The organism is Thermogutta terrifontis (assembly GCF_002277955.1).
Classification (GTDB): domain Bacteria; phylum Planctomycetota; class Planctomycetia; order Pirellulales; family Thermoguttaceae; genus Thermogutta; species Thermogutta terrifontis.
In genome coordinates, this window is record NZ_CP018477.1 from 2,766,599 (window position 1) to 2,789,502 (window position 22,904).

The 22,904-nt window shown below is 52.9% G+C and carries 21 protein-coding genes; 6 read left to right on the plus strand and 15 right to left on the minus strand.

Annotation, left to right across the window (positions count from 1 at the left end; translation table 11 throughout):
* The first annotated feature begins 64 nt into the window (after positions 1–64).
* The 5 genes from THTE_RS10240 (at position 65) to THTE_RS10265 (ending at position 6,013) form a co-directional block, all read left to right on the plus strand.
* A complete protein-coding gene (locus THTE_RS10240) occupies positions 65–412 on the plus strand; it encodes a P-II family nitrogen regulator (protein ID WP_095415350.1) in 348 nt (115 codons plus the stop codon).
* 937 nt (positions 413–1,349) lie between these two features.
* On the plus strand, positions 1,350–2,645 hold the full coding sequence (locus THTE_RS10250; RefSeq protein ID WP_095415352.1) for a diphosphate--fructose-6-phosphate 1-phosphotransferase: 1,296 nt from the start codon (positions 1,350–1,352) through the stop codon (positions 2,643–2,645).
* 65 nt (positions 2,646–2,710) lie between these two features.
* The gene (locus tag THTE_RS10255) at positions 2,711–3,583 is read left to right on the plus strand and encodes an HAD family hydrolase (RefSeq protein ID WP_095415353.1); all 873 of its coding nucleotides are present in this window, start codon (positions 2,711–2,713) and stop codon (positions 3,581–3,583) included.
* A gap of 132 nt (positions 3,584–3,715) precedes the next feature.
* Positions 3,716–5,176: a decarboxylating NADP(+)-dependent phosphogluconate dehydrogenase gene (gene gnd / locus THTE_RS10260; RefSeq protein ID WP_095415354.1), complete on the plus strand. Its 1,461-nt coding sequence runs from the start codon at positions 3,716–3,718 to the stop codon at positions 5,174–5,176.
* A gap of 15 nt (positions 5,177–5,191) precedes the next feature.
* Positions 5,192–6,013 carry an SDR family NAD(P)-dependent oxidoreductase gene (locus tag THTE_RS10265; RefSeq protein ID WP_237260117.1) on the plus strand — a complete coding sequence of 274 codons (822 nt, stop codon included), beginning with the start codon at positions 5,192–5,194 and terminating at the stop codon, positions 6,011–6,013.
* Between the two features lie 154 nt (positions 6,014–6,167).
* Here THTE_RS10265 and THTE_RS10270 read toward each other — a convergent pair whose 3' ends face one another.
* The 15 genes from THTE_RS10270 to THTE_RS10340 form a co-directional block, all read right to left on the minus strand.
* A complete protein-coding gene (locus THTE_RS10270) occupies positions 6,168–7,367 on the minus strand; it encodes a type II secretion system F family protein (protein WP_095415356.1) in 1,200 nt (399 codons plus the stop codon).
* Positions 7,368–7,527: 160 nt separating this feature from the next.
* Complete coding sequence (locus THTE_RS10275) at positions 7,528–9,276, minus strand: GspE/PulE family protein (protein WP_095415357.1); 1,749 nt, start codon at positions 9,274–9,276, stop codon at positions 7,528–7,530.
* Positions 9,277–9,403: 127 nt separating this feature from the next.
* Positions 9,404–9,730: an STAS domain-containing protein gene (locus tag THTE_RS10280; RefSeq protein ID WP_095415358.1), complete on the minus strand. Its 327-nt coding sequence runs from the start codon at positions 9,728–9,730 to the stop codon at positions 9,404–9,406.
* 87 nt (positions 9,731–9,817) lie between these two features.
* Positions 9,818–10,237 carry a response regulator gene (locus tag THTE_RS17980; protein WP_157732015.1) on the minus strand — a complete coding sequence of 140 codons (420 nt, stop codon included), beginning with the start codon at positions 10,235–10,237 and terminating at the stop codon, positions 9,818–9,820.
* A 22-nt stretch (positions 10,238–10,259) separates the two neighbouring features.
* Entirely contained in the window at positions 10,260–11,747 is a 1,488-nt protein-coding gene (locus tag THTE_RS10290) for a sensor histidine kinase (RefSeq protein WP_095415360.1), read from the minus strand.
* 646 nt (positions 11,748–12,393) lie between these two features.
* Positions 12,394–14,100, minus strand: coding sequence for a secretin N-terminal domain-containing protein (locus tag THTE_RS10295; protein WP_168175836.1), 1,707 nt, complete (start codon positions 14,098–14,100; stop codon positions 12,394–12,396).
* A gap of 614 nt (positions 14,101–14,714) precedes the next feature.
* Positions 14,715–15,344 (minus strand): hypothetical protein, encoded by a 630-nt coding sequence (locus THTE_RS10300; RefSeq protein WP_095415362.1) that lies wholly within the window; start codon positions 15,342–15,344, stop codon positions 14,715–14,717.
* An 83-nt stretch (positions 15,345–15,427) separates the two neighbouring features.
* Positions 15,428–15,967, minus strand: a complete 540-nt coding sequence (locus THTE_RS10305; RefSeq protein WP_157732016.1) for a hypothetical protein — start codon at positions 15,965–15,967, stop codon at positions 15,428–15,430.
* Between the two features lie 44 nt (positions 15,968–16,011).
* Positions 16,012–16,740, minus strand: coding sequence for a PilN domain-containing protein (locus THTE_RS10310; RefSeq protein ID WP_095415364.1), 729 nt, complete (start codon positions 16,738–16,740; stop codon positions 16,012–16,014).
* Between the two features lie 5 nt (positions 16,741–16,745).
* A complete protein-coding gene (pilM, locus tag THTE_RS10315; protein WP_095415365.1) occupies positions 16,746–17,861 on the minus strand; it encodes a pilus assembly protein PilM in 1,116 nt (371 codons plus the stop codon).
* 60 nt (positions 17,862–17,921) lie between these two features.
* Positions 17,922–18,503, minus strand: coding sequence for a pilus assembly FimT family protein (locus THTE_RS10320; protein ID WP_095415366.1), 582 nt, complete (start codon positions 18,501–18,503; stop codon positions 17,922–17,924).
* A 41-nt stretch (positions 18,504–18,544) separates the two neighbouring features.
* A complete protein-coding gene (locus THTE_RS10325; protein ID WP_157732017.1) occupies positions 18,545–18,880 on the minus strand; it encodes a hypothetical protein in 336 nt (111 codons plus the stop codon).
* A 33-nt stretch (positions 18,881–18,913) separates the two neighbouring features.
* Positions 18,914–20,428 carry a hypothetical protein gene (locus THTE_RS10330; protein WP_095415368.1) on the minus strand — a complete coding sequence of 505 codons (1,515 nt, stop codon included), beginning with the start codon at positions 20,426–20,428 and terminating at the stop codon, positions 18,914–18,916.
* A gap of 9 nt (positions 20,429–20,437) precedes the next feature.
* The gene (locus THTE_RS10335; protein ID WP_095415369.1) at positions 20,438–21,280 is read right to left on the minus strand and encodes a PilW family protein; all 843 of its coding nucleotides are present in this window, start codon (positions 21,278–21,280) and stop codon (positions 20,438–20,440) included.
* Between the two features lie 43 nt (positions 21,281–21,323).
* Positions 21,324–21,908 carry a prepilin-type N-terminal cleavage/methylation domain-containing protein gene (locus THTE_RS10340; protein ID WP_095415370.1) on the minus strand — a complete coding sequence of 195 codons (585 nt, stop codon included), beginning with the start codon at positions 21,906–21,908 and terminating at the stop codon, positions 21,324–21,326.
* Between the two features lie 415 nt (positions 21,909–22,323).
* On the opposite strand from THTE_RS10340, the gene THTE_RS10345 reads away from it, so the two are divergent.
* Positions 22,324–22,689: a hypothetical protein gene (locus THTE_RS10345; protein ID WP_157732018.1), complete on the plus strand. Its 366-nt coding sequence runs from the start codon at positions 22,324–22,326 to the stop codon at positions 22,687–22,689.
* Positions 22,690–22,904: the final 215 nt, after the last annotated feature.

Genomic DNA, 22,904 nt, shown 5'->3' on the forward strand with positions numbered 1-22,904 from the left:
CGATACAAGAGCGACCTGAAAACAGCTTGTCAGAGGGCCTGGTAATGGCATAAGGAGGAGTTGTGTGAAGCTCGTTATGGCAGTTCTGCAGCCTCCAAAACTCGAATCGGTTCGCGGAGCACTCGAGAGGATCGAGGTCACGCGCTTGACCGTGTGCGATGCTCAGGGGTTTGGTCGTCAGCGAGGGCACACCGACACTTACCGTGGCCATGAATACAAGGCGAAACTCTTGCGAAAAATCGCCCTCGAGATTGTGGTGAACGACGATTTTCTCGAACGCACCGTGAATACAATTGTGCAGGTTGCGCGGACCGGTCAGGAAGGCGCTATTGGAGACGGAAAGATTTTTGTTCTCCCCGTGGAAGAGGCGATTCAAATTGAAGACGGACTCCGCGGGCCGGGTGCGGTTTGACAGGTTGCAAGGGAAGCTGCTTACCCGTTAACCGGGCGGAAGACCGCACAGGCTGTCCCGCTGAACGAGTGTGGGCAATGAGTAACGGTGCCGAATCGGTCTTTCACCCAAGTCGGAATCACTTTCGTCGGTGAGTTAGTAGACTTTTTGAACTGTGCGGCCGATGGACGAACTGAGTGCTCCCGAACCGGGCAGGCTCCTTGATCTTTCCAGCGAGCCCGTCACTGGCGAAAAAACCAACTGCCCTACCGGCAGGTCTTTCCTTGGCATCCATTTTCGCTGCTGCGGAGTTTACGCCCGTATTTACCTTAATCGTCAGGGCACCGCGTATGAAGGGCGATGTCCCCGGTGTTTGCGTCCAGTCAGGATCGAAATCTCCCCAGACGGCGTAGATTGCCGATTTTTCACTGCTTTTTGACTCCTGGCTCCGCAATTTGTGGCGGACTCCCTACCAGACCTCGTTTCTTGAGTTTTGGCTACACTAGCAATGACACGGTAGCCGCTCAGACGCTGGCCGACCGCTTGTTTCTCTTCTTCTCGCCAGTCCCATAGCACCCTGTTAACTGAAACGTTGGCCCTGCTGAAGTGCCTCGAGCTCTATGCCAAATGCCGGATCACCAGCGACAACGGCCGTCGCTCCGGGCCCGCCGTAACCCCCTGTTGTGGTAGCCCCATCAGCCCAATACAATCGGGAGTTTACGGGGTCGGCGAGACTGAATTCAAAGGCTATCACGAATGGGCAAATAGCGCCTTGGGTACTAGCGGCAGATCTTTCGGAGCCAATTGCTCGATACGAACATTACGCGCAGGGGACGGGTAATATCAAACCACCGAGCCGGATTGCAAAGGAGCGCATGACTGCGGAATTGCGTTGAAGTGTGTCCGATTCTGCCTATCAATGATTCTTTTAGACAGCCACGAGTGAGGGACAGTCGGCATGGCGAAAAAGAACCTCGTTGTTGCCCAGAGCGGTGGACCAACACCGGTTATCAACAACAGTTTGCGTGGAATCATCGAGGCCGCCCGAGACCTGGACGCGATTGGAACAGTCTACGGGGCTCGGCACGGGATTGAAGGCGTCCTCAAAGAAGAGCTGATCAATTTATCGTCGCAGCCCGCCGAGGAAATTGCCCTTTTGCGTTACACTCCTGTCGCCGGATCCATCGGTACCTGCCGATACAAATTGAAACCCGAGCAAACGGAGGATTTTCAGCGGGTCATCGATGTGTTCCGTGCCCACAACGTGGGCTACTTTCTCTACATTGGCGGTAACGACTCAATGGATACTGCCCAGAAAATTGCCGATCTGGCTCAATCGAAAGGGCTGGACCTGGTCGCCGTGGGCGTGCCGAAGACCATCGATAATGACGTGGGGGACAGCGAATTCCAGCTTGTTGACCACACCCCGGGTTACGGATCCACGGCAAAGTACTGGACCCATATGGTGCAGTACGCCAATGAGGAAAACGCAGGCTCCTGTCCCGCCGACCCGGTCCTCGTTATGCAGGCCATGGGGCGAAAAATCGGTTTCATCCCCGCAGCGGCGCGGTTGGCAGATCCCAACCGGGAAATGCCTCTTTTGATTTATCTCGCGGAATGTTCGTGCCCCTTAGAAAAAATTGCAGATGAAGTGAACGATATGCTCAAAAAGCGGGGCCGCTGCATGATCGTCATCAGCGAGGGATTTGAAGTCGGTAATCTCGGTGAGATCAAGGACGCTTTCGGCCACACTTCGTACAGTTCCAGCAAGCTGACAGTCTGCCAAATTCTGGTCAACTATCTGAACGAAAAAGGTCTTCCGACCAAGGGCGCAGCGCGAGGAAATGTCCCAGGCACCGACCAAAGGCATTCAATGGCCTATGCCTCCACCGTAGATCTGGAAGAGGCGTATAAAGTTGGCCAGCAAGCTGCGTTATTGGCAGCACGAGGAGAATCCGGATTCATGGCCACGATTCTTCGGAATCCTGGCCCGATTTACACCGTCCGCTACGATAAAGTGCCCCTGAAAGTTGTCGCCAACAGCGAACGCAAATTCCCCAAACACTGGATCGCCCCCAGCGGAAATGACGTCACCGACGATTTCATTCGTTATGCCCGGCCTCTCATTGGCGACGATATGCTCACTCTCCCCATGATCGATGGCAGACAGCGCCTGACGCGTCTTCAACCCATTTTCGCGGAGAAGAAATTGCCGCCATATGTCCCCCAGGCCGACCGGGCCCGAAAAAGTTGAGACGTGTGCGGAGGAAACGAAGAGGTTGAACCCAGTGCGATCATCTTGGAGCAGCAGGGAGTGACATGATCTCATTCACCCGACAGAAAGACTTCCTCGTTGGTATTGATTCAGACGGTTGCGCGTTTGACACGATGGAATTGAAACACAAGGAGTGTTTCATTCCGAACATCATTTACTATTACAACCTGCAGGGCGTGAGCAAATACGCCCGTGAAGTTGCTGAATTTGTCAATCTTTATTCGAAAAGTCGAGGAATAAACCGCTTCCCAGCACTAATAGAGACCCTCGAACGTCTCCGTCGTAGACCGGAAGTAAAAGCACGTCAGGTTCAGATTCGGGTCCCGGAATCCCTGAAGGAGTGGATAAAAAAAGAGAAAAAACTCGGCAATCCAGCGCTCGAGGAAGCTGTTAACGCCACCGGTGATGCAGACCTGAAACAGGCCCTCGAATGGTCGCGGGCTGTGAACCGAACTGTCGAATGGATGGTCAAGGGAGTGCCTCCATTCCCTTATGTTCGGGAAAGTCTTCAACGACTTTGTCAAGTGGCTGACATCGTTGTCGTCTCCGCCACTCCGGAAGAGGCACTTAAACGGGAATGGGCAGAACACGGATTGGACCAATACGTGCGGGCCATTCTCGGTCAGGAAAGCGGAACAAAGAAGGACTTCCTCGCGCTGGGTAGCCAGTATCCATCAGGCCATACTCTTATGGTGGGTGACGCTCCCGGAGACCAAAAAGCAGCTGAGGCGAACTCAGCACTTTTCTTCCCAATCAATCCAGGCAAAGAAGAGCAAAGCTGGGAGGAATTCTACAAACGAGGAATAGACCACTTCATCAACGGATCTTTCAGCGGCGAATATCAAGCTCAACTGATTGCAGAATTCGACCGTGCTTTGCCGGCGAATCCGCCTTGGGTGGAGGAACCGGATGTGTAACACAGAAAAAGCCAGAAAATACAACTCTATAGAGCAGCAACTCGGCAGGTTGTTCGGGAATTGACCGATAAGTTACATCTGATTCTCCTGACATACGTCAGGAACTAGTTACACCAGAACGAGGACGCAAAGATGAGCGATTTATGTGACATTGCGGTCATTGGGCTGGAAGTCATGGGCCGGAACCTGGCCCTGAATATCGAAAGCCGCGGCTATAAAGTGGCCGTGTACAATCGCACTACCGAGAAAATGGAAAAGTTTATCGAGGGGCCGGCAAAGGGCAAACGTATCGTCGGTTGCCGGACGCTGGAAGAACTCGTTAAGGCTCTCGCCCGGCCCCGCAAGGTCATGATGATGGTCAAAGCCGGTCCCGCCGTTGATGATCTGATTGAACAGCTCATCCCTCTTTTGGAACCCGGCGATATCCTGATTGATGGCGGAAATACCCATTTTGCCGACACCGAGCGCCGCACCCAGTATGTGGAATCTAAAGGACTTCTCTATATTGGAACTGGCGTATCGGGTGGCGAAGAGGGCGCCCTCAAAGGACCGAGCCTTATGCCAGGCGGTAGCGAAAAAGCCTGGCCTTTCGTCAAACCGATCTTTCAGGCCATCGCAGCCAAGGTCGGCCCGAACAAGGATATCCCGTGCTGCGATTGGGTGGGGCCACGCGGCGCAGGCCACTATGTCAAAATGGTCCATAACGGTATCGAATACGGCGACATGCAATTAATAGCTGAGGCCTACTGGCTGCTCAAGCACGCCCTGGGTGCTTCCAATGATGAATTGTACGATATTTTCGATCAGTGGAATCGTGGAGAACTTAACTCCTATCTTATCGAAATTACTCGCGATATTTTCAGCGTTATTGACAAAGAAACGGGTCAATATCTTGTAGATTTGATTCTTGATAAAGCGGGAGCCAAGGGCACCGGTAAATGGATGAGTCAAGATGCCCTGGACCTGGGAATTCCCAGCACTCTGGTCACAGAAGCGGTCCATGCGCGAAACCTTTCAGCACTGAAGAGCGAACGAGTTCGCGCCGCCGAAATCCTGCATGGCCCCAGGGGTGGTCGATATGAGGGCGATAGACGGGCATTCATTGAGGAGATCCGTCAGGCACTCTATGCCTCCAAGATTGTCAGTTATGCACAGGGGTTTGTTCAACTCCGCGAGGCGGCCAAGGAATATAAATGGCCGCTCAACTTCGGTAGCATTGCCATGCTCTGGCGAGGCGGTTGTATCATCCGCGCCGTGTTCCTCGAACGCATCAAAGAAGCATTCGATGAAAATCCTCAGTTGGAAAATCTCCTTCTGGCACCTTATTTCCGCCAGGCCGTGGAAAAAGCACAATCGGCATGGCGGCATGTTGTAACGGTGGCCGTGCAATTAGGAATCCCTATCCCCGCGTTTGCTACCGCCCTGACCTATTATGATGGCTATCGATCCGCCGTGTTGCCTGCCAATTTGATCCAGGCACAACGAGACTATTTCGGAGCGCACACCTACGAGCGTATCGACAAGCCCGGACAGGGGCCGTTCCATACTGATTGGCTTTCTGAACGCAGAACGCCGAAAGAAAGCACGACGTAGTCTCCGCTGTGTCTTTTGGGCATTGAATATTCAAAAAGCAGGAGTAATTCCATGACTACTGCTGAGTATCTGGAAGACCTTTTCGGACTTCACGGCCAGGTTGCCGTTGTCATCGGCGGTGCGGGGGAACTGGGCGGGGCCCTCTGCGAGGGAATCATGCGGGCAGGGGCGCATGTCGTCGTGGCTGATCTCTCCGAGGAAGCCTGCCAGAGACGTGTCGAAAAGCTCAAACAGTTTGGAGACCGGGTGAGTTACTGTTTGGTTGACGTGACCAACCGGCGATCAATCGAAGCACTCTTGGACTTTGCATTAAAAATCAAGGGGCGTGTGGAAATTTTGGTCAATTGTGCAGGTATCAACGCGGGAAGTTCGTTTTTGGACGCCAGCCCCGAAATGTGGGACAAAATCATGGCTGTTAACCTGAAAGGGGTGTTTGAGGCTTGTCAGGTCTTTATTCGTCACATGCTTGCAGCCGGTGGCGGTTCAATTCTCAATATCGGGTCCGTCACGTCATTCCTTCCCTTATCTAAAGTGTTCGCCTATGCGGCATCTAAAGCAGGGGTGGTCAATCTGACGAAAAATATTGCTAACGAATTTGGCGATAAAGGAATCCGCGTCAACGCAATTTGTCCGGGTTTCTTTCCCGCGGAACAAAACCGAAAACTTCTCGACGAAGAGCGTGTACGCAACATCATCAGCGGCACGCCGATGCATCGCTTTGGTGAACCGCATGAACTCATCGGAACCGCCCTGCTGCTGCTTTCACCTAAGGCCGGAAGCTACATTACTGGCGCGGCCTTCTATGTAGATGGCGGCTTCACCGCTGCATGGTTCTAAATAGTTTGGCAGGTCCTTTCCCCGCATCAAATTCGATTCAGCCTCGCCCCCAATCTGACTGAACTTGTGCAGCCCAGGTTGGGGTTTGCAGATTTATTCTACCTGAAGATTGACGCGTGAATGAGCTTCTTCATGAACGGCGGGTACTGCCTGGCTACGCCGGGCGACTCAGGCTGAAGATAGGCAATAGTAGCGAGAGACCGATCGTCCCCACCACAAAGCCCATCACGATGATCATGACCGGCTCAATCAGACTGGTGACCGTTTTGATCGTCGTTTCCAACTCACGCTCATAAAATTCTGCGGTTCTTTCCAGTACAGCGTCGAGATGTCCCGTCTCTTCCCCCGCTGCGACCATCTGAACAAGCGATCGGGGGAATATCGCATGCTGTTTCATACAGTCGCAAATTCGCCGACCTTCGATAAGTCCGTCTTTGATACTCAGCCACGCGCGTCGGACAACGGTATTCTCCGCAATTTCGGCAGCAAGCTCAATCGCCTCGAGCACGGATATTCCCGAACCTAAAAGCGTTCCCAACGTTCGCACACTTCGGGACAGCGCGACTTTCTTAGTCACCATTCCCAGCATGGGAACGCGCAATTTAAAGGCGTCCCACCATTCGCGACCTTTTTTTGTCCTCCGAAAAATGACGCCCGCCACAGCCAGACCACCGACGGCCGATATCACCGCCGGCCCATATTTCACCGCAAAGTCTGAAATCCCCAACATCACGACGGTGATTTTCGGAAGTTTTGCATGTCGCGATTCAAAGACCGGAACAAATTTGGGGAGCACGAACGTCAACAAAAAGGTCGTCACTGCAATCGACATGATCAGCATAATTGCCGGATAAATCATTGCCGATCTGATTTTGGATCTCGTCTCATATTCCGATTGCATGTAGCCGGCAGCGCGACGCAACATGCTTCCCAGGGCTCCGGTTTTTTCGCCAGCCTTGGCAAGAGCCACGAACGTTGCATTGAACACCCGAGGAAATTGCGCAATTGCAGATGAAAAGTCTTGCCCCCCTTCCACAGACTCCTTCACTTTCCGCAACACAGCGCGCAGTGTCGGATTTCTTTCTTCCTCGATTGCCGCGGCCAGCGCCGGTGCGAGTGTCACGCCGGACTCTACAAGGATCGCCAGCTGCTGAGTAGTGGTGATGAGATCCCGAGACCGCACCCTGACCAGTGGCGATACATCGTCCTCGTCATCATACTCGAGCTGCTCACCTCGGGCAATTTGAGTGCCAGTTTCGTTTAGTCGCTGGGCAACATTCTTCACGGTTTCCGCCCGGGCGTAGCTTTTAAAAGCCGTTTGGGCTGGAATTGGTGAGCCAGATTCTAATCTCATACCACGACACTTTCAACGGCAAGCTAGAAGACTAACTATCTATTGTGTGAAGCTCACAGAAATCCATGCGAAAACTGGCACCACATGCCTATCTATCTCTTTCGGTGTCGTTTCATTATTCGTCATTGATTCTGCGAATGAGTTTCTTGGTGATTTATGACTATCCCCCGCCGGCCCCAATGTCCGCGAGTTCGACAATGTCTCCCACGGCGTGGAGCACCTCTTCGATCGTGGTAAGCCCCTCCTGGACTTTCCGAAATCCGTCCTGGCGGATGTTGACCATCCCATTCGCTTCAGCCGCTTTGCGGATCTGATGGGCACTGGCACCGGCGACAATCATATCGCGAATATCGTCGGTAATGATTAACAGTTCGTGTATTCCGATTCTTCCTTTGTAACCCGTGTTTCGACAATTCTTGCAACCCACTCCTTTATAGAACACTTCGCACTGGCATCCCATCCGCTCCAGAGCACGTCGCAACGGCCTCGGTGGCTCGTACGGGTGGCGGCACTTCGTGCAAATGCGCCGCAGGAGTCGCTGTGCCAATACAGCGTTGAGCGCTGCCGAAATCAAATATGTCTCGATTCCCATATTCGCAAGCCGGGTGATGGCGGACGCTGCATCATTGGTGTGCAGCGTGCTGAACACCAGATGGCCGGTCAGCGCTGCCTGAATTGCCGTCCGAGCTGTCTCTTCGTCGCGGATCTCCCCTACCATGATCACATCCGGATCCTGCCGAAGCAGCGTGCGTAGCGCTTTGGAAAATGTCAGACCAATTTTCTCCTGAACCTGAAATTGATTGACTAACGGCAGGTGATATTCAATAGGATCTTCAACAGTGCAAATGTTGTTTTCCATCGACGAGATTGCATTCAGACACGCATACAGTGTGGTGGACTTACCACTTCCCGTGGGACCAGTTGCCAGAATAATCCCGTTGGGAGCGCGGATCGCAATCCTTAGTTGAGTGAGAATATCTTCGGAGAATCCCAGATCCTCCAGATTAAGGGAAACACCCCGAGTGTCCAGAATTCGTATGACCGTCTTTTCCCCCCTCTGTCCCGGAAAAGTATTCACCCGCAGGTCGATTTTCCGGCCTTCGAGCATTACATTAACCCGGCCGTCCTGCGGAAGGCGGCGCTCACTGATGTCCATACCCGCCATGATCTTGATCCGGCTGCTGATGGGCGCGGCGAGATGGGCGGGAAGCTCCAACGCTTTTTGCAGGCGTCCATCTATGCGATATCGAACTCTTACGCAGCGTTCGGCAGGTTCAATGTGAATATCACTTGCTCCCTCCTTTACAGCATTAAAGATGATATAATTTACAAGCCGAATGACCGGCGACTGACCTGCAATCTCAGCCAGGTTGCCAATATCCTCGATGGCGTCCTCAATCAGGGTGACATCAGCCGTTTCTGCCCCATCGATGATATCGTCAATCACGAGGACGCTCGAATTAGGCAGGGACGCGATCATCCGTCGAATATCCCGCTGGGTTGCTACCACTGGATTCACGCGAAGCCCCGTCAAATACTCGATCTCCTGGAGCAGGAAGAGGTTCGACGGTTCATGAACCGCTACTGTCAACTCATCCCTGACGCGAAAAAGTGGCAGAATACAGTTATTCTCAATGTAGTCCCGGGGAAACAGATCAACAATCTTGGGGTCGAAATAGCGAAGTTCCAGTCGAACAAAAGGCAAGCCGTGTTCTTCCGCCAGGCATTCCGCGATCTGCTCTTCCGTGCAATATCCAAGACTTAAAAGAATCTCTCCGAGAAGACGCGATCGCCCGGTGAGGCGCTGTTGCTCGAGCGCCTCCTCCAACTGCTCAGGCCGAAGATATCCTTTCTCAATGAGAATATCCCCGAGCCGCTTTTGTCGCCTTTTGCTGACGGCATCCGTCATATCTTATCGCCAACCTATTTCTTGCATTCGACTTTACTCCCCTATCACAAACATATTTACACATAACTAAGAAGGGTTGCTGAGCATTGCTCACATTGTGTACCCATCGAACGTGCTCGTGCCTCTTTCAACGAAAGCTTTTCACTGCATCCACCAGCGAGTCGAAAACCAGGATTCTTTGATCAATTCTTGTCAACCGCAGAATCTGCCGATTGATCGGATTACTCGTGGCCAACTTGAGAGCACCACCCTTTGCCGCAAGGGCGTCGTCCAGATCAAGTAGCGCTGTCAGGGCAGCGCTGTCCATCACCTCCGTGCTATCGAGTTCCAAAACCACCTGCGCGAACCCGAGCCGGTCGCAGGTGTCCATCAGCGCTGGCACCTGGGCTTCGGTCAATTCGTCCGGTGCATGAACGACAGCTACATCGCCGAATATTTCATGCGAAAAATTCATCGTCGGTCAATTTGCTCAATCTTCAGGCATCAAGCTTGTTCCGCAGCACATCTTCGCCGATAGTCCAGGAAAAATTAATTGCCTTATTTAAATGGTTTGAGCGACTTCCTGCGTGCAGGACTCGTCACCACAGGGAGCGCCCTGTAAAATCTGCATTGCATGCTCCACCAACTCGCGCGGACTGAACGGCTTGGAGAGGACGCGAGTGATGCCCAATCGCAACCTCAGCTCTTCGTGATCGAGTTCAAATCCTTTTCCAGTCAGTAGAATAAAGGGTACTCGTTGGGTATTTGGGTTCTGTCGTACCCGCTTGGCGAGCTCGAGCCCGTCCAGTACCGGCATTTGATAATCGCTCACAATCAGGTCCGGTACTGATTCCTGAATGATAGACCACGCTGCCTCTCCATTTTGGGCGATCTTTACTGAGAAACCGACCTTCTTGAGTTTAAACTCGACTGCCCGCAAAATCGGCAACTCGTCATCACATAATAGAACAAGTTTTGACACGCCTGCGTCCTCCAATCTCTGCTCAGTTTCCCACGCTGACAGATCGGCTGATGGGGCTGCCCACTGCCACAGCACGTGGAATTTGAACCACGAAGGTTGACCCCATTCCGACCACGCTGCGGACGGCAATTCGCCCTCCGTGGACGTCTTCAACAATATGTTTGGTGAGCGGCAACCCAAGCCCAGTCCCTGGAGCCATATTTTTATGGGATTCCACGCGGTAAAACCGCTCAAACACTCGCTGACAATCCTCGGGACTTAACCCCACGCCCGTATCCTCCACTTCGAATACTGCATACTCCTCCTCCATCCGACTTCTGAGAACAACCCTCCCTCCGTCTGGTGTATACTTAATCGCGTTTGATAACAAGTTAATGGCCGCCTGCAACAGCAGATCGCGGTCGGCAACCACGCTTAAATAAAGCGGACTCAGCTCACACTGAAAGTCGATGTGCTTTTGCTCCGCATGCGGACGCATCACCCGCGCTGCATCTTCGAGAATTTCATTCAGCGAATAATTTTGCTTTTTCACCTTCATTATTCCGGCCTCAATTCGGGCCAGGTTGAGCAGGTTTTCTATCAAACGTTGCAGTCTTTCTATCTGCGATTCGATAGTCGTCACAAACTCGTCGCGTGTCGTTTCATCCACATCTTCATCTGCCAGAAGCTCCACGTAGGCCTTAATTCCGGCAAGAGGCGCTTTCATCTCGTGGCTGACGGCCGACACAAACTCGGCGTGGCGTTTCCGCAAGTTCGTCAGCGAACTGGTGTCTTCCAACACGATTGCAAGATTCGATATCGATGATTCCTGCCCATCAGGCCGCCATTCGCGCACAAGCACACGGAACTGGAAGTGCTGATTATTGTCGCAATCCGCCTCCCAATCGAACTCGGCGTCGCGAACTTTCAGTCGGCGGATCCGCCCCATCAACTCCTGGAACAGTTCATTTCCTGAGGACGAAGACCCCTCGTCTGCCTCCAATTCGTCAAGGCCAAGCAGGTCCCGGGCGGCCTGGTTGGCCACCTCCACACGTTCAAAACTGTTGACCACCAACACGGGATCTGGAAGGAGGTTGAGAACCGATGTGAGTTGTCGGGCGGTCATTGCCGCTTTTTGCGCTCGTATTTCTGCCACCGCCTGGGCCTGCATCAACCCTTTAATCAACTCGCCGAGTTGGTCAACTCGCTGCGTTAGTTCTTTCCCGAGGCTACCCAAGACCGTCGGAACATTGGCAGTGGTCTTCGGCTCCGGAACCGTTTTCCCAGCAAGGAGTGCTTCCAGCTGCCTGGTTAATGCTTCGACCCATCGCTGCGTTGCTTCCAGTTCCTTCGAATAAACGGTTGACTTTCGTAAGGCCAGCATCCCGAAGAACGTCACCGCCCCCATTGCCACCCCCACCTGCCATCGGTCTGACCCAACGGCAAGAATCAATAAAAGGGCTAACAGGGCCGATATTCCCCCCCAACAGCACACATTTTTGAAAAGACTATCCATGTGTTGTCGCATCATAGCGTGTGTCGATCCTTTTAGTGGTACGGTGGGCCGGTGTTTGACGGACCGGTCTGCGTTCGCTGTCCAGCCCCATGGTGCACCTGCCCCTCAAGGAACCATAGATTGTGCGTCGCGAGATGTCCAATCACATTGGCAGCGAAGTAGCCATCGACGCAACCTTCGCCGTTCCCGGAAAATGGAGGAGAAAATGTATTTTAAATACGCTCGGAAAAGTCGATATAATCGGGCTATCTCATATGACGGGCCGAAGCCAACATACTTTAGGTGTTAAATTGCTAATCATAAAAACGCCTTCATTCGGACGCCGTCGTCTCCACAGCCGTTTCCTTCGTTAGTCGATCGCCAGGAGAATTATAATAAAGAGCTCGCGCCCACCTCGTCTTGGCCTCAATGTCCTGTGCGATCGTCTCCCGACGATTCATGCGCTGCTCCGTCAGCGTCCTCGGCACTGCTGTGTGAGGGGCTTCATTCAACGCCATACCCTCGGGGCTAGCCCGAAATCCGGTTTGACATCCGAGCACAGTCAGCACAAACACTAGCAAAAGGGCAAAGTTTACCCTCGTACAGTGTCGGCACCCTGAAGCCATTGTGGACTGAAGTCGATTCATTATCCCGGTTACCCAAGCGCGGTGTCCCAGTTCATTCATCTTGCGCGAGAGTCTACCGCCGGCGAGCGCGTCCCACTATTTCCCGTCGTGAGCTGATCTCGCAGGGCTATCGCCTCGACATTATTGGGGTCGAACCGCACTGCCAGTTCCGCCAGCTTGCGAGCCCTGACATAGTCCCCTTGAGCACAGGCGACCCGGGCCTGTTCAACCCATCTCCGCGAGGCGGCGTGATTTCCGAAAGGATTCATGTTGTCTCCTACCACGCGTTGCCGCCGTCGCCATAGATCACTCGCACTTTGTCCTTCCGAGTTGACCTCATAGTCACCGACGATATGAGGAGTTATAAGTACAATGATTTCCTGCTTGGTGGTCGTTTCTACCCTGTTTCGAAATGCCGCCCCAATTAAAGGAAGATTACCCAAAAAAGGAATCTGAGAAGACGTGGTCTGGAGGTCTTCCCTCATAAGTCCCCCGATGATTACTGTTGCTCCGTCGGGAACGAGAATATTCGTGGTCACCTGTGTGGTATCCTTGTTGGGTACCGTGAAGTTATTGGTAATCTGAACTGCCCCAGTGGATACCTCCGGGTGGACCTCCATCCGTATCAGTCCGTCGTTGGAGATAAACGGCCTAATGACAAGTTGCGCCCCCACTTTTAGAAAGTCTACTGTCTGGGAGGCCGACGTCTCTGTAATCGTTGTACTCACATACCCGAGCTCTTTACCAATGAGTATTTCTGCTCTATGTTTGTTGAGAACGAGGAGACGCGGTGTGGCAATAACGTTCGTGTCGCCAAGCGATTCCAATGCATTAATAAACGCTCCAAGGCTCGCGTCCAAATAGGCGAACTTCAGACCACTATTGTCGAATTTAACGTCCGACAGGTTTTCCGGCAGAAATCCCCATCCAAATTTGATGTATCCTTTGTTTCGGAGAAGTTCGAAGCTGATTCCGAACTGTTCCTTGTCATCAAGATTTACACTCAGAATCATCGCCTCAATGGCCACCTGTCTCGGGCGAACGTCCACCTCGGCTACAATTCGGTCGATCTCTTGAAGAACTTTTTCATAATCGCGCACAATCACAACGTCTGACCCCGCGTAACCATCTCCACCGGCATCCGCCGGATTAGGCGCAATGCCCTTCTCCGCAGCACTGGACACCGTGACAAGACCGACATCTGCAGTGACCAAGGGTTTAATCAGCGACTCCAGCTCCTTGGCTGAAACGTAGTTCGGTCTGTAAATCCGCGTTGAGATTTGGTCATTTAATTGTTCAAGGAGTTTTATTTCTTGCGACGTTCCCACGTAAATGACTTTGTTATCCTCGTACCACACATATCCTGCCGCTTTGAGTACCGCCAAAAGCGCCTCACGGGGCGTTAGGTCATTCAAAGAAAGACTGAGTTTTCCCTGGACACTGTTGGAAAGGAGGACGTTTATCCCAGCTTCTTTAGCCAGAGTGTGAATCGCATCACGAATATCCGCATCGCGTAGCTCGATCTGTGTTTTATCGCTACTGTCAAAATGGTTTTCGCCGTTCCCGGCCGGCGAAGCCTCAAGAATCGGCGGAGGCGGGGCAATTACCTCCAGATTGCCTGGTGCCCCCGGATGCGGCGTACGCCCTTGATCCGTGACAATAACATCGGGGGAACGCAGCGAACTCTGGCTATCCTCATTTACTTTCCTGATTTCCGGCGGGGCCACCAATTGCGACTCAGGGTAATCCTTCGGTTCAAACACAACCTGACGTACTGCTGCATTAACCCGATCTGGTTGATTTTCGATTTCGGGTGCCGACCATGAAACGAGAACTACGTTCTCCTGTGAGGCTGGGGTTGCCGAGGCGTCGTTTGGTGTTTCTTCTTTCACCGACGCCGTGTTATTTCTCGGAACCTCGGCATTCGAATTCTCGGAAGACAGAGGTAGTCCATTTCGCTCAGTAGCCGTGGGCGATTCTGAAGAATCGCTGTTAGCGATCCGTCTCGGCAAGTTTGATCTATCGAACGACGGTTTGGTGGAACCGACGCTATGGTCGACCGCGCTTAGCGTGTTTCCCTCATGAAATGGCCGTGACTTCTCTTCGTTTGAATTTTGAGCTAGTGGGCCAGCGGGGCTCTTGAGGTTAACTGGCGAGCGAAATGCCGAGTGGCTGGACCTTACATGCGAGACCAACAAGGCCGCTAACCATACAGCAAGCGCGCAGACAGTTAATACTTCCAGAATGCGGCGAACGATTTTCATGAATCATCCATGATCCTAAGAACTGCAGAAGAAGTTTCTCCTCCCTGCTTTCGCTCCCCTGCTGCATGTACTGTGATCGTATTCCCCGGTTAATTCGCCGTGTCTTACGACTTTCAACGATTCGTCGTTATTCCCAAATCCCTGATGTTATATTCGAAGATTGTATCATTGACTTTGAATACAACTTTATTCTCATGGACACGCACAACCTGCAGACGGCATTCGACGCTTCCCTGACGAAGCGCCAATTCGCTGCCTTCCTCCAAACATTTCCCATCGAGAACTACCCACCGGCGTCTTGGAGTGATGATGACCCCTGTGCAGCGAATCATCGACCGGGCCACCGCGCCCATGTCCTGTGCAGCCTCCCTAGCGCTGTTCTGTGCGCCGCCATCTCCCGTTGCGACGGCAGCGAGAGGGTCCCGAAAGTCGTCAGCAATCGCAAGTTCCCCCCGATGTGCATCATGCCATCGTGCGATTTCCTTCCATTTTTCTTTAACGCCCAGCGAAGAATCAGACTCGCCATTTTTTCCAGATTGGCCCATTTCACTTGCGATCGAGGCTGGGAGCAGCACCATTGTGGCGGAAGCCGCTAAGGTCTTGCCGTCCTCCCTGGGGGACTGACGACGGGCCATTTTAGGGCCCCACAGAATGAGCGCCACCAGGCATAAGACGCCAAGCAGCACCGCCTTAGCGGGATGCTTTTTGATCTCCTTTTTTATCCGTTTTACCCAACCTCCCATTATTTGCATCCTCTAACTTACCCGGAGCGCGCTCGGCTGCCGGTCATTCATATCGGACACATGACCCATTTTCCCTAAAACATTTAACCGGATTTTTCGGAATACACGCTAAACTCTAAAACGCAGCGGACCTCGTCACCTTCTTCACCTAATTTTGCCAGCTCACAGTGGTGCACAACGATCGGATAACCCTTCTGGGAAAACTCACCCAGCCAGGCCAGAATGCCAGTCGAGCGGCCAACCACCTCGAATCGCATGTCACACCACTGGAGCCACCCGAGGGATTTCCATTCTTTCGGAGAGTACTTCACCAACCTAAGGTGGTGACGCTGCAGAGATTCTCCCAAAAAAGACACCAGTTCGGGAACATCCGCCGGCCGGACCTGGCCTGAGTCCCATTCTTTCAGAAAACTTTCCACCTCCGCTAGCGATCGTTCACTCACGTTTCCCGGCGATTGAACAACGGACAACTCCTGCGCTCGAAGCTGCAGTCTCTGTATCTCCGTCCTGACATTTTGTGTGGTTCTACCTAAAAAAAACAAAGAGAGCATCAATCCGACACCCAGCAGGATGACGGACCCGGGGAGTATTAACTCTCGGGAGGTCAGGTCCAGTTTCATCATCGACTCACCACCAGCACTATGTGCGTCGGGAGTGCCGTCAGCCTTTATGGCCTGTGAGCTTGGATTTCTTTTATCTCCCGGCGATCAGAAAGACGGTATACAGGATAGGGAAGTCGGCATTCACAACTAAACTGTATTATTCGTTTATTGCTTTGACCATTTACTTCATCAATGGTCTGAAGATCTATTGCCTCAAAAATCCCGATACCTCGCAGGTTTTCCATGAATCTTTGCACGTTTTGAACAACAGCAGTTTGACCGGTGATTGTGACGCGATACACAGCATTCTCGAGTCTATCCAACGATTCTCGAAGTTGACGCTCAAACCGCTCAGGGGTTTGATTATTTTCCTCGACCGGCGTGGCGTTGAGTAACAGACTTTTCTGTTGAGGCTGTTCGAGCTGGATCTGAATTCGTTCCAGTCGATCGTCAGCGGGCACGGCACGGAATATACGATAGATGAGCCAACTGACAGGCACCGCACCTCTTATCACGGATACGTCGTTGGCTTTTGCCAAGGCCTTGACGAGTCGGTCCTTCACTTCCTGTTCCTCTTGACAGGCCTTTTCCAACACGGGTAACCCGACACGGAGCGTTTCCCGGAGCCTCAACAACTCGGCCAGTTGCCAGGCCTGCCGAACAACACCAATCGTCCCTGCAAGCAGAATGACTCCGATCCCGCACAGGCTGACCAGGACCCGGCGGCGTTTTTCCAGCAATGCCCGATAGGCTGCCGGAAGAAAATCGAGCTCAATCCTGCTGGCGACGGACATTGCGGCTACCTGACCTCATGGGAAACACGGGATGGTTCCTCTACGGTCACTTTGTCCAGCGATTCGCGTTGTGGCCTTCCTGAATGAAGCGCGAGCCCTAAAGCGATGTCCCACAGGGCCGACTCTGCAATTCGCGAGGCACACTTTATTGCACGGAAGCAGTCCAGAATTTCGACCGGAATCTCGAAAAATCGGCTTACCAGTTCCTGCAGTTCAGCAGTCGCCTCCCCACCCGAAAGCACAATTCTCTCCGGGGGTTCGCCGCGGAACGTCACATTGCAGTAGCGGAAGCAACGCGATAGCTCGTCCAGCCAGCGATTCCACACCGGCCGCAAAGTGTCGCGCACAGTGGTCACAACTTCCGGATCGCGGTTTCCTGCTCGTCGGTCGCCGTAACTGCGACGAAGGGCTTTTGCCGAATCTTCCGGGATATGGAATTGTCGTGCGATCGTGAGGTCAAACTCTCTCCCTCCCAGAGGGAAGTACTTGGCAAAGAGAAGGCGTTCATTTCGCACGGTAACCACAAGGGTCGCACGACTGCCGATGTGAACAAACATCATTGTCTGACTTTGATCGCTTTGGCGTCGGTACTGACGCCCCGCTGCCCGTGCCAGAGCCAACGGTTCCGCATCGATGGCCACGGGCACTAATTTTGCCTGTTCTGCGATGCGCAGTTTACGGTCGATGGCACCGCGCTTGGCAACGATCAGCACCATCTCCTGCCGCTGTAACTCGCCCTGCTGAACGATACCCGCTGGGAGAAAGCGAACTTCTACGTCATCAAGTTCCTGATTGGCGCGACTTCGGGCTTCCTCCAGGACCACATCGGCGATGTTTTTGCCAGGCACTGGCGATACCCGAATGCTTTGAACGGTGATCTCGTCGAAACCCAGTGCCATAACGACCTGCCGACCCCGGAAACGGCCGCGCTTAAGCAAATCCTGAATACACTGCGCCAGGATGCTTTCCGCTGCCTGAAGATCATTGGGCAAATGCGGAACGTCAACTTCGGCAGCTTCCAGCACCTCACTACGTGTGCTGTTCAGTTGCACAGCTTTTACTGTATAAGTGCCGATGTCGAGGCCAATCGGACTCGCGCGATCCCACAATGTGTGAAACATTGCAGGTTATCCTTTCGCTCGGTTAACAACAACGATATTCATGACGCCTAGTCGTTTCGCTTACTTGCCTGAAATAAGTCCGCTCGGGGGAGGAATGGCGTCTGATGGCCCCCGCGTCACTTCTCCCGTTTTACCATCGACGATAACGGTCACATACCGCGTGGATGCCTCTTTCCCCGTTTTTAGCCAAATAATGAATCCCAAGCCGCTTGTCGGCATTCCCTCGGGACCGAACTCGATTTTGCTTTCTGCCCGCATAACAGTCCCAAGTTCTGCTGCCGCGACTATCTCAACATCGCCCAGCGTGTCGCGAAATTTTGTCAGATCGATGATCCGTACAGTCGCATCTGGTGACTCAGGCGTTATCAACTCTTGTGGAAGCGAATGAAGCACTGTGTTTGTGCCAGTATGTCGCAAGGCGAGTCTATTTGTAGACTTATCAACGGTAACAGTATAGTTGCTGTTATAGCTAACGGCCAAGCTCTTTGCTAATTCCAGTTCACTGGCTACAAAATTCGCCGCAGCTCGTAACTGCTCGTGCACAGTGGGTTGCGAACTTGGTAGCACGAGCCCCGCTACGATCGCCATGAGTAATATGACGATCATGAGTTCCAGAAGTGTTACTCCATACCGCCGATTCATCACAATGACTAAGTTAGCTTCTGATTATCATGTCTACTTTACTACTGCGTTGACTGCGTTGACGTGCTTTGGGCATCCCCCGGGACTTTATGAAAAACGGCCATCTTGCGCAACAAATCGTTCTGCTCCTTCAACAAAGAATTTTGTTGCGAGATCAACTCATTTTGACGCGTCAGCAACTCCCTGATTTTTCGCAACTCGGCGATCATTTCCATTCGTTGTTCCACACTGTTGGCAAACGGTGGCGGGGCGGGTGCTGGATCCGCCACTGAGGCGATCTGAACAAAACCTAGCATAAAACCCACTGCAGCGCTAACCAGAAGGATCATCGCTATTTTTGTTAAAGTTGACATATGTGCTTTTTTCCTCCTGTCCAATACTGGCCAATCTCTCCTGTCTAAGCTCTCCTGTCAGTTTTCCAAAACGCGCACGATTTTCCATCGCAAGCCTGGGCTGCTTTCAATCGCTGTATAATCCTGGGGAGCTGGAGCATAGACCGTGTTTGCGGCATCCTTCCAATGGTACGCGATTGCCACCGTTCGGTCCGAAAACCGCACCTTTGGTGCCGGATCTAAACCAAATTGACGTAACCAGAGAGGAAAATATTTGTTATCGCCCGTCGCAAATGGCTTTTGCTTTTGAAAATCGGACAATTTTTTATCCCAGTCCACAGTATCCCAGGGGGTTCGCGGGTCGATCCGAAATCTGGTTGCAAATACTTTTCCCGAAAACTTAATATCCGTTGTATCGGGCGCTTTTTTGATCTGAATTTCGCCGAACGCCCCGACCAGTCCCTCAATTTGCCGTCCCGTCCCTGGTTCGACTCGCAGGTTTTTACACACGAGGACCGGTAACTCTACTGCGTTTTTGTCGGCTGAAATAGATCGCATCTGGACAGCCCGAAGCGACACATTACTGCCCGATATGATGACATCACCGGTTACTATGACGCTTCCAGTCCATTGAACATTGTCCTGAATAGTGAGACTTCCCGAGCGGAAATACAAACCGCACGGGTTCGTCACTGGATCGGGAGCCATGCTTACGTCTGCCAGAGTAGCCGGTAACTGAGGTACTGCGTAGAGAGGCCCTCCAGGGTACACACGATACTGACTTAATGTGGTGGGAGATTGAAGGTCTCCTGCGGGATACTGGGGAAGAACCGGGATCACTGACACATTGAGCCACAATAGAGCGTTAAGATCGTCCAAGGTCTGCAAGTAGGCTGGCCAGCGAACTGTTCCTGTAAATGGCCGATAGTCAGGATAGCCGGCCTGCTTCATTGCGTACAGATCTGACAGGTACTGGTACCTGGGATTGCTGGTCGGATAGTCTGGCGCAACGCGCACTGCAGACTGAAAACGCACCGGACCTTCAACCTGGCAAGGTATGTTAAATCGATTGGTATCGGAGCCGGTTTGATAAATCGTATATTTCTGGATGGTGTCCCAATCCAACGGCTCGGGAGAAAGTGCCCGCGGCTCCAGTTCGACAATCCACGTCTTCTCGCACACAGATGGATACTCACTTTCCCCCGGAAGCCAGGCACTGCCTTTGGCTTTGAGGGTCACCCGGAGCGGGTAGCGATCGAAATCGGGATCTCCAGCTTCGAGAGTCGCATCACCGGCCACATACACGACCTCGAAGGCCTCGTTCGGAGCACACGATCCTGCCAGCACCGTACCCACACCGGGCCAACCTGGGGAAAACATCTTGGCGAAAGCGATTGATAGTCCAGACTCAGCCGCTGCTTCCGCCTTCTCCCTCAGCTGCCCGTTGCGGACAATTCGATAATGGATACTCATCACACAAAGGGCACTGTATCCCAGGGCCAGAGCGCTGATAACGGTCAACAGGACAACAAGAAGAATAAATCCTTCTCTTTGTGAATGGTCACAGTTCGAATAGTGATTAACCATCATCATTTCGACTTCTCACTGGATAACTCTAGCGTCTTTGCGCAGAGAGTAGTAGAAGGCAAGCGATCCTATAAAAGTCCGACAATATGGTGCCTCAAACTCAGTAGTACTCGGCGACGGTGCGAGTTGAATCTCCACGCGGATCCTCACCCTCCGTTGTCCTCTATCGGGTGCAAATAGACCCTGCGGCCAGGAAAGACCTTTCCAACTGAGTGAGCTGCTTTTCCACTCCTCCATAGAAGGAGCCATTTCTAGGTAAAATCGAATAGCTCCCAATTTTTCAGATCCAAAGCTGAAGTATCGTAACCTGTTGGTTAGAAGAATACTCGGCAACGCGGAATTGGTGCGAATCTGTGCCACGAGGGAACGCCATCCTGTAACGTCTTCCAGGGCTGGCGCCACTGCCTGGGAATCTGGTAGTGTGTATTCCCGCAATTCATTGGCAGCCTGCCCTGCTGGCATAAAGAATACCAACTCCTTCAGTCGCGGTCGGCCGACCGGATCGATGGGCTTCCCGTCAATTGGCGTCCAAACCACGAGCGTTTCTGGAAAGGTAAAACCCTCCGCAGTGCGGGAAACTACAATCGCGCCAGGAAATTGTTCATTTGCATAACAACGACGAATCGCGCGATCGATCCTCCGCGTAACGGTTTTCCAAACCTGGACGTCCTCAATCGCTGTGTTTGCGGTCTGAAATGTGTCCTCCGCCACCTTGGCCAGCGTTACCACCCCCGCAATGAGTACGCCGGTGATCGCCATAGCGAGGAGCATTTCGACCAGGGTGAGGGCGTTACGGCGGTGTTCAGTCAGAATACTCTTGAAACATATTACGAAAAACAAACGTTTAATCATAATCATGGAAGGACATACAAAAGGATGTGAAATACGAGAATAACTTAGTTCACCACGTCTCGGTCGGCGCGTGACCAACGACGCGAACGACGGTGGCCATGGGGCGAAGCTGGCCCGAGCGAGTTTTCCAGTACACGGTCACTTCGATCCGCCGATAGTCGCTCACCGAACTTCCAGAAAGCGGCTGAGCGAAATTTGTGCTGGAGACGTATTGAACCTTGACTTCCCGCCGAAAGTTTTCCAAACTGGATGCCATCGCCGGGGATGGTCGCTGACCATTGTCGCCTTCCTTGCCCAATAGCCTTCCCCACTTATCGTGAGGTGGCTCGTCGACAAGACCCGCGTAGTCGTCAATGTCGTCAAACAACGACCGATTGCCGGTGGCCTTTTCCGAGGGACTCGGCCCCAACGCGGCATACGGCGATAACCCTGGCTCGCAATAACGACAGTTGAGAATTTCGTCCATGAGGTCATGGGCCAACCCTTCGGCAGCCTCACGAACGACCAGTTCCTCGCTATTTTGCATAACTACTCCTAAAGCGAGCGCAACAGCAGCGGTGACTGTCGCCAAAAGCGCTACAGCCACCAACACTTCGACGAGCGTGAACCCTGCATTGGGCGTGCGGAGTTTCATTTCTTACCTGTCCACTCGCGCGATGCCTTGCCCTTGCGCCATCAAAAGTGGGGTTATCAAGGTGGGAGAGCGGTTCCTCTTGTCAAATATAAGCCGAAAACAATACCACCGGGCAACTTTCAAGAAACTGCCCAAATTGTCTTTGAGTTTATTGCCCGTCACACAAAATCGGGAGTAAACACGGTCGCTCGGTCTGGCAACAGGCCCCCCAGCCATCGGCCACCCGTTCGCCGACCGATGATTCTTTTGATTTTGCTAGCAACACTTCCGATGATATTTTTGACGGACTGTCAGGCTGGTATGCCAAGGCTGCGATAATCTGTATAATTCGAAGCGAGTTTGCGGACGTCAGCGGAACACTGGACCTTTTGGGGAAGGCCCTATTCCCCGATGGATGAGACAAGAAAGGATGAGAATGATGAAGTTGCGGAAAGTGATAGCTGTAATGGCCGTGCTCGTAGCGTGCACGGCGACGGTGGCGAGTCTCGCCGGGGAACGATTGAGATACGTGCGCGGAACCGGCTTATCCGGGCTGGGAAACCCGGCCTGCGGTCGCGACAACGTGTGTTGCCCGATTTGCGGCTGTGCTCAGTGTGCCGGCCATCCCTGGCATGTTGCGCCGCGCGATCCGCGAATCGGCTGGGGCTGGGGTGGGCACGGTCACGGTAGCGGCGCTTATATTCAGCCAGGTCCCCCAACGGCTGCCATCACGTATCCCTACTATACGGTTCGTGGTCCCAGAGATTTCCTGCAGCGCAATCCGACCCCAATCGGTCCATGACCAACGCAATACTTGGGAGTGATCACTCTTAAGAGAACACGCAACTGGCCAATGATATCGCGGCTCGGTTAATCCGTGCTTGTATCAGGCGTGATCTACCATCAGCCGGCTTGGCGCTTGTGCCGCAATGCGCCGCGCCATGCTGAGTTGAATCGCAAGTGGGCAACGAATTGCGGATTATGGCGACCGCTCCTTCAGGGCGGTCTTTTTTTTAG